Annotated in this window: 9 protein-coding genes; 3 read left to right on the top strand and 6 right to left on the bottom strand. The window is 64.3% G+C overall.

All coding sequences use genetic code 11. From position 1 onward, the window contains the following. Window positions 1-13: 13 nt before the first annotated feature. From ACE3PP_RS03845 to ACE3PP_RS03820, 6 genes are read right to left on the bottom strand one after another with little or no spacing between them, the layout of a single operon-like run. The gene (locus ACE3PP_RS03845) at window positions 14-805 is read right to left on the bottom strand and encodes a polysaccharide deacetylase family protein (protein ID WP_374378108.1); all 792 of its coding nucleotides are present in this window, start codon (window positions 803-805) and stop codon (window positions 14-16) included. Window positions 806-808: 3 nt separating this feature from the next. Further along, on the bottom strand, window positions 809-1972 hold the full coding sequence (locus tag ACE3PP_RS03840) for a glycosyltransferase family protein (protein ID WP_374378106.1): 1164 nt from the start codon (window positions 1970-1972) through the stop codon (window positions 809-811). A 9-nt stretch (window positions 1973-1981) separates the two neighbouring features. Continuing rightward, window positions 1982-2584 (bottom strand): histidine phosphatase family protein, encoded by a 603-nt coding sequence (locus ACE3PP_RS03835; RefSeq protein ID WP_374378104.1) that lies wholly within the window; start codon window positions 2582-2584, stop codon window positions 1982-1984. Beyond that, the gene (locus ACE3PP_RS03830; protein WP_374378102.1) at window positions 2581-3717 is read right to left on the bottom strand and encodes a glycosyltransferase family 4 protein; all 1137 of its coding nucleotides are present in this window, start codon (window positions 3715-3717) and stop codon (window positions 2581-2583) included. Before ACE3PP_RS03830 ends, ACE3PP_RS03835 begins: the two co-directional genes overlap by 4 nt. Window positions 3718-3776: 59 nt before the next feature. Beyond that, a complete protein-coding gene (locus tag ACE3PP_RS03825; RefSeq protein ID WP_374378100.1) occupies window positions 3777-4994 on the bottom strand; it encodes a glycosyltransferase family 4 protein in 1218 nt (405 codons plus the stop codon). 15 nt (window positions 4995-5009) lie between these two features. Beyond that, entirely contained in the window at window positions 5010-6227 is a 1218-nt protein-coding gene (locus ACE3PP_RS03820) for a glycosyltransferase family protein (RefSeq protein WP_374378098.1), read from the bottom strand. 237 nt (window positions 6228-6464) lie between these two features. Here ACE3PP_RS03820 and ACE3PP_RS03815 point away from each other — a divergent pair, with 237 nt between their 5' ends. The 3 genes from ACE3PP_RS03815 (at window position 6465) to ACE3PP_RS03805 (ending at window position 10300) form a co-directional block, all read left to right on the top strand. Continuing rightward, window positions 6465-9191: an ABC transporter transmembrane domain-containing protein gene (locus ACE3PP_RS03815; RefSeq protein WP_374378096.1), complete on the top strand. Its 2727-nt coding sequence runs from the start codon at window positions 6465-6467 to the stop codon at window positions 9189-9191. Between the two features lie 112 nt (window positions 9192-9303). Continuing rightward, on the top strand, window positions 9304-9756 hold the full coding sequence (locus ACE3PP_RS03810; RefSeq protein ID WP_374378094.1) for a cyclic nucleotide-binding domain-containing protein: 453 nt from the start codon (window positions 9304-9306) through the stop codon (window positions 9754-9756). A 49-nt stretch (window positions 9757-9805) separates the two neighbouring features. Next, on the top strand, window positions 9806-10300 hold the full coding sequence (locus ACE3PP_RS03805) for a class I SAM-dependent methyltransferase (RefSeq protein ID WP_374378092.1): 495 nt from the start codon (window positions 9806-9808) through the stop codon (window positions 10298-10300). Window positions 10301-10325 lie beyond the last annotated feature (25 nt).

Raw genomic sequence — 10325 nt, 5'->3', positions numbered from 1 at the left:
TTTTCTCCCCGCCTTACGCGGACAAAGCCCACATCTGCCTGGGGTCCTGGAACAAATCCAGCCCACCACGCCGGGCGAGCCAATCTTGCAGGTTCTCCAGGAATCGCCAAGTGGCGGTATCATGAACAAGATGATGGGTGAGAATTCCAGTCGGGTCCGCAGCGTTAACCACGCCCGATCGCCGGGCTGCGAGATGGGCGACGAGACGCCCCAGCGCCGCCTCTTCGCCCACGAAGCCGCGTGAGCCGCGCCAATCGATGACGTCGACCGCCGTATTGATTTCCGTGATCCCCGGCGTGGCAGATACCGGGGACCGGTAGGGAATTTCGTCGAAGCGCGAGAGGCCCCTGAAGCCGAGCCCGGCCAGTTCCCGCACCATCGCCGGCCCGATGCGGTTCCAGGGCGGGGTCAGAACCGGCAGGAACGCCGCGCCGAACATGCGCGCCATCATCGCAAAGCCCATCCGCAAGGCGAATTTCGCCTCATCAAGGGGGCGCGCGTCGGGGAACTCGCTCTTCTTGGCGCCGGCCGGGGCATGATTGAGGTGCCCCACCCCATGCTGCAGCAGCCGTACCGTCGGCCAGGCGGCAAGGTAGCCAGCAAAATCCTCGGTGAGCGGCTGGTCGAGCTGCATGGGGATGATGGCAAGCGCCAGCGGCACCCGGGCCGCCTGCTGCAAGGCCTTCAGGGCCGGCGTCACCATCACCGCATCATCATCCCGCCACCACAAGGTTGGGCGCAGGTCCTGCGTCGACCAGGCATCCATTTCGCGGGCAAGAGCGTCCCAATTGGCGGATTGTGCCATGATTCAGTGCGCCTTCTTGGCAGCGAGGGCAGCCAGGGTGATTTCGGCCGAATGCCGTCCTCCGTCGAGGTCTAGCTCGATCGGCAGGGCACCGATCTGAGCCCGGCGCGTGAGGGTCGCGGCCAGTGTATCCGGCTCCAGATGCTCGGCCGGCAGCACGTCGAGGGCACCGCGCTCGGCCAGCAGCTCGGCCCGGAGCGCCTGCTCGCTCTCCTGCCCCTCGGAAAAGGGCACGATCACCGACGGCGTCCTCAGAGCCAGCAGTTCCATCACCGTGTTGTACCCGCCCTGCGAGAGCGAGACATGGCATCGCGCCATGAGGTCGGCAAAATCGCTCCGAAAGCGCTCCACAATGATACCGGAATCGACCCCGGAAGCCCGTTTCAGGTACCCGAAATCCTCCTCCGGCAGGTTGCGCCCGGTAACGAACCGCCAGACCCTATCCTTGAGGCCGGAGAGGCCCCGTGCCGCCAGCGCCGCCCTGAACAGCGGTCCGCCGACCGCCCCACCGCCCGCCGAGACCAGCACCTCGCCCTCATTCCGGTCGTAGGTCGCGGATGCGGCCGCCGGCTTTTCGACCACATAGCCGGTATAGCGCAGCCGGTCGGCGATGGCGGTCGCGCGCGGGAAGGTCCGCTCGAACGGCACCAGACGCGGATCGCCATGCACCAGCACCAAGTCAAAATAGCGGCGGATGAGATCGGCGGCTTCCAGCACCCGGTCGTCGCGGCCCTTGTCGACCAGGATGTCGCGCACCGAACTGACGATGAGGAGCCCCTGATTCTGCGCCCAGTAAAGCAGCGGCAGCAGCTCGAAACGGAACTGCCGGCGGCCGAATGGATACATTTCAATGACGATGGCATCGGGCTGGAAGGCTGCCATCTCCTTCAGCAGCAATTCGCGGCGGCTATCTTTCCAGGCGCTGTCGATGACCCGGCCCTCGGCATCGAGCAGGGCCGAAAAGGCGGCATCGGCGGCAAGGCAGGCCGGCATTTGCAGCAACCGTGCCGCGCCGAAATCGATATCCGGGACCGGTATCCCGCCGGAAAAGACCAGCACCTCTGCCCCAGCGTCGACAAAGGCGCGGGCCAGCGCAGCCGCCCGGCGCAGATGGCCGATCCCCAGCAGATGCTGCACATAAAGGGCAAGGCGCGGCCGGTCACTCATGGTGCAAGGTCAGTCATGATGCAAGGTCAAGTCGATGTTGAGTTCGGCAACCGACGGAAGGCCGTCGGCGGCAAGGCGAAAGAGGTGCGCCCTGCCGTCCTTCAGTTTCACCGGTGGCTTTTCGGTCATGCGCCAGCCGGTGGCAAGGGCATAGAGGGCGCGCTGCACCGCCTTGTGGGTGACAAGGACCGAATCGCGCCCGTCACCGGCAAGGCGCGCCAGCAGGGGCAGGAGACGCTGCTGCACCTCGCGCGGGCTTTCGCCGCCGGGGGCACGAAAATCAAGGCCCAGGGATTCGCGTTCCTCGGCGTCGGAGCCTGCCGCTTCGCGCAGGTCGGCAAGGCGCTGGCCCTCCCAATCGCCGAAACTCATCTCGCGCAAGTCAGCCTCGATTTCAGCCGGCCGGCTGGGAAAGAGGATCGCCGCCGTCTCCCGCGCGCGGGAAAGCGGGCTTGCGAGCACGCGCCATTCTTGCCAGGCACTCGGCACCGACCAGCTGGCGGCGACGATGCGGCCTTCCGGCCCCAGGCCGATATCGGTGCGCCCCTGCAGGCGTTTCTCGACGTTCCATTGCGTCGGTGCGTGGCGGATGACGGCCAGGGCGATGCTCACGCCGTCACCTTGTCGAAGACCTTGCGCAAGGTCGCAGCCGCCGCCGCGATGTCATGAAACTTGCGCACATGGGCGGCGGCAGCGAGGCGCACCGGTGCCAGTTCGCGCTCCAGGGCAAAATCGACATCGGCCGCGAAGGCCGCCGTATCGCCCGGCGCCGAAAGCCAGCCCGTTTCACCATCGGCGATCATGGCCGGCACGCCACCCGATGCCCCGGCGATGACCGGCGTCCCGCAGGCCTGCGCCTCCAGGAGCGCCATGCCGAATGCCTCGTTGATCGCCGGCCAGACGAAGAGGTCGGCGCTGGCATAGATTTCCGGCAAGTCCCCGGCCGGCTTCTGCCCCAGCCAGGCGACACGCTTGGCGATCGGCGCGAAGGCCGCCTCGACCTCGCCCCGCGCCGGCCCGTCGCCCACCAGGAGCAACTGATAGGCCCGCGTCACGTGGCGCAAGGCTTCCGCAAGCGCCACGAAAGAGGCCAGCTTGTCCCCCTTGCGCATCATGGCCACGGCAAGAAGCCAGGGCATGTCGGGATCGAGCCGGTAATGCTGCGAGAGCTTGAGCCGCCCAAGATGCCGGTCGGGTCCGCGTGCATCGCCCCCCAGAAAGGCCTTGAGATCGAGAAAAGGCGGGAGGTCGATGAGCTTCTTCCCCGCCACGATACCGCCCAGACATTCCTTGTCGGCCGGATTGAGGCAAAGCACCGCATCGGCGCTGCGGATCGCCGCCTCGGCCGCTTCGTGGGAGAAGGCAAAGGGGCCGGTGGCGCGCTTGGGCGCATGGCTCGCCTCGGCAACGACATAGGGAATCTCGAGAGTCGCGGCGACGCGCGGCCCGATCCAATCGACTGCCTTGTAATAGAGATGGTAGGTGAACCAGACCCTGGGCCGCTCCGCCTTGGGCAGCTTGCGGTATTTGGCAATGAGCTTGTCGGCGATGACGTGCCCCTTCGCCGCCATGCGCTTCTGTTCGGCCTCGCTGTCCCCCAACAAGCGGGCACGGAAACGGCTGGCGATCACCGGCTTCATCCCCGCCCGCCGCAAGGCGGCCAGCAACAGCCGCCCGACGGTGCGGTCACCGGACGGGTCGGGATGATCGGGTGCCTTGAGCGGCGCATAAAAGGCGATTTTCATGGCCCGGATGGTGCCCTTGCCCCGACCCAAGGGTCCAGGAAAAAGTGACGCCCGGGAAGCTACTGGGCGAGATCCGCCCGGAACCGCCGCTCCAGATCGTTGATCCCGGCATCCATCGCGAAATGGGCGTGCAGACGGGTGAAGCCGGCATCGGCGAGTTTCTGTCGTCGGACTGGATCGACAATGAGGGATTGAATCGCAGCGGATAACGCAGTCGCATTTTCCGGCGGCACGAGGCGGCCGGTCTCGCCGTCACGAATGAGTTCCGGAATGCCGGAGATGTCGGTGGCGATGCAGGCCAGGCGCTGGCTTTGCGCTTCCATCAGCACGTTGGGCAATCCGTCGCGATCGCCATCGGCGGCGATCTGCGCCGCCAGCACGAAGAGATCCGAGCGGCGATAAGCAGCGAGCACCTGTTCCTGCGGCAGGGCGCCCAGCCATTGGATGCGGTCGGCAATGCCGAGCTTCTCGGCCTGGGCCTTGAGCGCACCATCCAAGGGGCCGCCACCGATATGGGTGAGGCGCCAGTCGGAATCCTTGGGCAGCATCGCCAGGGCGTCGAGCAAAGTCGGGTAGCCCTTCTTTTCGACCAGGCGGCCGACCGAAAGAATTTCAACAGGCCCGGCCCTCGGTGCGCACGCCGGCGGCGGCGGAAAGCGGGTGAAATCGAGCCCGTGATAGACGAGGGCCACTTTCTGCGGGTCCGCCACAAGCCCCTGAAGATGCGCGTGCCCGCTCGCCGTACAGGTCACCAGCCAGTCGAGGCTTGCGAGCTTTTCCCGCTTGTCCCATGCGGGCGAGGTCCAGATATCCTTGGCATGGGCCGAGCAAGACCAGGGCGTGCCCGCCATCAGATGGGCGTAATAGGCGACCGCTGCCGGTGTGTGCAGGAAATGGGCGTGGAGGCGGATCGTCTCGGCCGGCATTTCGGCGACCAGCACGCAGGCCTGGCCGAAGCGGCGGCCGCGATTGGGGGTGGGATCGCGCGCGAGATCCTTCAGCCATTGCCACAGCGCGCGACCGAAGCCCGGCAGCCTTGCCGCGCGCAGCAGCCCACGCCAGACGCGCCCCGGCTCCTGATAGAGATATTCCGGAAGATACGTGACCTTGGCCTTGATCTCGTCATGGACCGGGTGGCGGTACTTGTCGGTCGGAAAACGCAGGCTCCAGATCTCGATCGGCAGCCCGCGATCCTCCAGCGCCTTGATTTCCTGCGCGATGAAGGTCTCGGAAAGGCGCGGATAGCCCTTCAGCAGAAAGAGTATTTTACCGGTCACGATAGGGGTCGGCGGTCAGCGCTTGCGTTGCGCAAGACGGAGCGAGGCCGGGCGGCGGCCGCGTTCGAGCGCCTGCTGCGCCAAACGGTTGACGTTGTTGAGACCGTCGAGCAGGCCCGGCACCACCACCTCGGAGGGAAGCGATTGCTGCGGCAATTGCCGGAGCGCCGTCGCCATCTTCTTCCAATCGCGCACGCCGTCATCTTCCAGCATGGCGGCAAGGCCCAGTTCTTCGGCCTTGGCGGCGCGGATATATTGCTCCATGCGCGGGCGGGTACGCGGCACGATGAGGGCGCGCTTGTCGAAGGAAACGATCTCGCAGAACGTATTGTAGCCGCCCATCGCGACGACACCGATGGCGCGGGACATCACATGTTCCATCTGCGCATCGAAGGTGATCGCCTCGACCTTGTCGAGCTTGGCGGCGCGGCTCAGGAACTCCGCCTGGCGGTCGGAATGCATGAAGGGGCCAAGCACCAGGAGGGCCGGATAAGGCAGACGCTTGTCGTTCTCATAGGCACGCAGGACCCAATCGACCACGTCCTCGCCATCGCCGCCGCCGCCGGTCGTCACCAGCAGATAGGGACCTTCGATCTTTTGCAGCGGCATCGGCGTCCCCGGTCCCTGCGGCAGGGAGCGGTGCAGATAGCCGGTATAGATCATCTTGCGCTGGACCGATTTCGGCAGGTCGATCCCGTCGAGCGGCTCGCAGATCTGCGGCAGGCCATAGATCCAGATGGCGTCGTAAAGGTCGCGCAGCGCCGGCAGCACGTTCTTGCGCCGCCATTCCGGCACCAGGGCCGCCGGTTCGTCCATGATGTCGCGCAGGCCCAGCACCAGATGCGTGCCGCGCTCCTTCAGCATCTCCAGCGTCTCGGTCACTTCGCCGCGCAGGCCCAGGGGCTCCTTGTCGACGATGAAGATGTCCGGATCGAAGATTTCGGCCGTGTGCTTGATGATGGACGAGCGCAGGGCCAGGGTTTCCTCGGTATCGATGAGGAGCGAGAGCGAGGTGTAATCGCCCGAACGCAGCTTGATGACCCCCGGAATGCGGACGAAATCGACCCGGGCGCGGAAATTGAAGCTGCCGATGATGGGCGAGCCGGTCAGGATGATGACCGACATGTCCTTGTTCTGTTCGACCAGCCAGTGCGCAATCGTCTGGCAGCGGCGCAAATGGCCGAGCCCGAACGTATCATGCGAATAAATAAGGACGCGGGCGCCCCTGGTCATGGCTTTATCCATCTGCACGCGCCCCGTTCCCCCCGAACGCTGCCATCCCGACACTTCGGCACCAAAAGCGAATGTGCGGGGAGTATGGCACAGGAGAAACTGGCCTCGAAAGCCAAACTTTGGTGACTGCGCCCGAATGTCCACATTGGCCAAAGCATTGACATCTCGGGATAATTCGGTTCCATTGCTAGGTGGCCGGGGTGGGCTGGGGAATCTTTCTGGGGACAGGCCGGGGTCATGGAGCCGAAACTTTTCAAATATATCTGGCGCCATTCCTGGCGGGATCAGATCCCGATTCTGATCATCGTCGTCTTCGCGCAGGTGATGTATCTCGTCTCCCTCGATTTGCCCAAGCGAATAGTGAACGACGCGATCCAGGGCCGGGCCTTCAAGGATTCCAACCTTACGTCCTTCCTGCATTTCACCCTGCCCTTGCCGGATTTCCTTGGCGGACCGGTCCAGCTTTTCTCCGGCTTCCAGCTTGATCAGATCGGCTATCTCTTCGCGCTCTGCTTTTCATATCTCTTTTTCGTCGTCCTCAACGGCTGGCTGAAGCAGACGGTGAATACGGAGAAGGGGCGCCTCGGCGAGCGCATGCTGCGGCGGTTGCGCTTCGAACTTTTCGACCGCGTGCTGCAATTTCCGCTGCTTCAGTTCCGCAAGGTAAAGCAGGCCGAAATCGCCACCATGATCAAGGATGAGGTGGAGCCCCTGGGCGGCTTCATCGGCGACGCTTTCATCACGCCGGCTTACCTCGGCGGCCTTGCCGCCACGGCCTTGCTGTTCATCTTCATGCAGAACGTGTCGATGGGCTTCGTCACCGTCGGCATGCTGGCGGTGCAGATCGTCGTCATCCCGAAACTGCGCGTCAAAATCCTCATGCTCGGCAAGCAGCGCCAAATCACGGCGCGCCAGCTCGCCGGTCGCATCGCCGAAAGCGTCGACGGCGCCATCGAAATCCACGCCAACGATACGTCGAACTATGAGCGGGCCGATATCGCCAACCGGTTGGGGCGTATCTTCCAGATCCGTTTCGATCTCTATCAGCGGAAGTTCTTCGTCAAATACATCAACAACATGATGGCCCAGACGACGCCCTTCCTCTATTTCGTGATCGGCGGCTATTACGCGCTGAAAGGTGAATTCGACGTCGGTACGCTGCTGGCCGTCATCAGTGCCTATAAGGACCTGCCCTCGCCGATCAAGGAACTCATCGACTGGGATCAGCAGCGCCAGGACGTGCAGATCAAATACGACCAGGTGATCGAGCAATTCACCCCGCCGGGCATGATGGACCCGCGCCTGCAAGCAATCGATACCGAGAACGAGATCGACCGCGCGCCCCTGACCTTGGAGCGCGTCACCTATCACGATGAAAGCGGCGCGGCCCTGGTTGAGGATGCGTCACTGACGGTGGCGCCGGGCGAGCATGTGGCCCTCGTCGGCCACAATAACAGCGGCAAGGAAGCGGTGGCAGCGCTGATGGCGCGGATCCTGCGGCCCTTGAGCGGCAATCTGCGCTATGGCGCGCGCGACCTGGCCGAACTGCCCGAGGCCATCACCGGCCGGCGCTTTGCCTATCTCGGTGACGAGACCTATCTGCTGCCCGTCTCGCTTGAGGAAAACCTGCTCTACAGCCTGAAACACCGGCCGCTGCGCCCGCGTCGCTATGAGGGGACTGATCTTGCGGCCTTCGAGAAGCGACAGAACGAGACGAAACGGTCGGGCAACCCCACCTTCGATATCCACGCCGATTGGATCGATTATGAGGGCGCCGGTGTTTCCGATAGGTCTGCCCTTGAAGAACGCTTGCGGCACTTGCTGGTCGCAGTCGAGTTCGAGGAAGACGTCTATCAGTTCGGCCTGCGCGGTCGCATCGAATCCACCAACCATAACGGCCTTGCCGAGGAATTCCTGAAGGCGCGCGCTGCCGTGCGGGCACGCCTGGCCGAACCGCAATTGGCCGAACTGGTCGAACCCTTCGATCCCGACCGCTACAACCGCAACATGACGGTGGCGGAGAATGTGCTGTTCGGGACGGCCCTCGATGCCCAGTATGCGGCCGAGGTGCTGGCGACCAACGATCATTTCGTCGATGTGCTGGAAAAGGCGCAGGTCACCGGCGATCTCATTGCGCTCGGCCAGCAGATTGCCGCGACGATGGTCGAATTGTTCGCCGATCTGCCGGCGGGTCACCCCTTCTTCGAACAATTCAGCTTCATCTCCGCCGAGGATCTGCCGCGTTTCCAGCAGATCACGACGCGCCTGCAGCGGGCCGGCCTCGATGCGGCGACCGACGAGGACAAGCGCCGGCTGATCGCCCTCACCTTCCCCTATATCGAGGCGCGCCATCGCTTGGGCCTTATCGACGACAAGCTTGAGGCCAAGCTGCTGAAGGCGCGGAATCTGTTCCGCCAGACGCTGCCGGCCGGGCTTTCCGATGCGATCGAGTTCATGGATCCGGCCAAATACAACGCGGCCGCCGCGGTGCAGGACAATATCCTCTTCGGCCGTCTCGTCTATGGTCAGGCCCAGGCCGCGCAGAAGATCGGCGCGGTGCTGTCGGAAGTTATCGACAGTCTGGGCCTGCGTCCGCAGGTCATTGCCGTCGGCCTCACCTTCAATGTCGGTGCGGCCGGCAAGAAGCTCTCCTTTGCCCAGCGGCAGAAGGCCGGCATCCTGCGCGCCCTCCTGAAGCGGCCGCAGCTGATCATCCTCAACAACACGATCTCGGCTTTCGACGAGGCCAGTCAGCGGCGCCTCCTCGCCAGCATCCGGCAGGATTTGGGCAGCGGTTCGGGTGCCGGGGCGCTGGTTCTTGTCACCCATTCGCCGTCGCTGGCGCGCAGCCTCGACAAGGTCGTTGTGATGCAGGCGGGCCGGATCGTGGAAACGGGGAAACCCGCCGACCTCGACCGGCCGGGCAGCAAGTTCCAGGCGCTGCTCGCAGCGCCGGAAAATTGAAGATGACGGGTGTAGGCTATTGCTGGCTGAGGCCGGGGACCGTTACGCTCGGGACGGGCGTGACGGCACCAGATCGACCATCATTTTGGCCGTTACTATCGGGATGGATGTCATGAGTATCCAGGAAGATGTCGAAGCGCTGAAGCGCATTCCGCTTTTTGCCAAGGTTGAACCGGCGAAGCTGAAGCTGATGGCCTTTGCCAGCGAGCGGGCCCAATATCAGCCCGGCGACCAATTGTTCCATCAGGGCGATACGGCCGATGCCGCCTATATCATCCTCTCCGGTGCCGCGGATATCCTGGTCGAGACGGCGGAAGGGCCGCTCAAGGTTGCCGATGTCGGACCCGGTGCTTTCGTCGGCGAGATCGGCATCTTGATGGATGTGCCGCGCACGGCGACCATCCGCGCCACGGAGAAGATGACCGTCCTCAAGATCACCAAGGAACTCTTCTTCCGCATGGTGACCGACTTCCCCTCGATCGGAATCGAAGTGATGCGCGTACTGGCTCAACGTATCGAGCATATGAACACGCAATTGCGCGAAGCCGTGGCGGCCAGGAAGTGACCGCCTTGGTGGTTTCCGCTCAAGAAGCGATCGCGATGCCATTGCAATCATGAGTCGTCTCGACAGCTTTATCCGGCGCCTTGAGGCACAGCGCGCTTGCCTTGCCACCGGTGCGGAACTTGTGCGCGACGTTCCGGGCGTGGTCCTCGAACTGGGTCTCGGCAATGGCCGGACCTTCGATCATCTGCGCGAGATCTGCCCCGCTCGCGATATCTATGTCTTCGACCGCCAAGTGGCGGCGCATCCCGACTGCATTCCGGCGCCCGAGCGCCTGTTCCTCGGCGACTTTACCGAGACCTTGTCCCTGGCCCTCGCGCGGCTGGGTCGCCACGCCGCCGCCTTCATCCATGTCGATCTGGGAAGCGGCGACGCCGCCGCGAGCCAGGCGCTGGCCCGTCGCCTTACGCCGCAGATCGTCGCCCTGATGGCGCCCGGTGCCGTCATCGTCAGTGATCAGGCGATCGACGACCCGGCGCTGGCGCCGCTGCCGCTCCCGCCCGACGTCAAACCCGGCCGCTATTTCATGGCACAGCGCCGCGCATGATCGGGATCCGTCAGCCGCGGGACGC

Source organism: Dongia sp., from assembly GCF_041910485.1.
Classification (GTDB): domain Bacteria; phylum Pseudomonadota; class Alphaproteobacteria; order Dongiales; family Dongiaceae; genus Dongia.
This window is presented reverse-complemented; position numbering and strand designations above follow the sequence as displayed.

Excerpts from the sequence above, each read along its gene's own strand:
- ACE3PP_RS03845 (WP_374378108.1), bottom strand. The coding sequence starts at position 805 with ATGGCACAATCCGCCAATTGGGACGCTCTTGCCCGCGAAATGGATGCC.
- ACE3PP_RS03840 (WP_374378106.1), bottom strand. The coding sequence starts at position 1,972 with ATGAGTGACCGGCCGCGCCTTGCCCTTTATGTGCAGCATCTGCTGGGG.
- ACE3PP_RS03830 (WP_374378102.1), bottom strand. The coding sequence starts at position 3,717 with ATGAAAATCGCCTTTTATGCGCCGCTCAAGGCACCCGATCATCCCGAC.
- ACE3PP_RS03820 (WP_374378098.1), bottom strand. The coding sequence starts at position 6,227 with ATGACCAGGGGCGCCCGCGTCCTTATTTATTCGCATGATACGTTCGGG.
- ACE3PP_RS03815 (WP_374378096.1), top strand. The coding sequence starts at position 6,465 with ATGGAGCCGAAACTTTTCAAATATATCTGGCGCCATTCCTGGCGGGAT.
- ACE3PP_RS03810 (WP_374378094.1), top strand. The coding sequence starts at position 9,304 with ATGAGTATCCAGGAAGATGTCGAAGCGCTGAAGCGCATTCCGCTTTTT.
- ACE3PP_RS03805 (WP_374378092.1), top strand. The coding sequence starts at position 9,806 with ATGAGTCGTCTCGACAGCTTTATCCGGCGCCTTGAGGCACAGCGCGCT.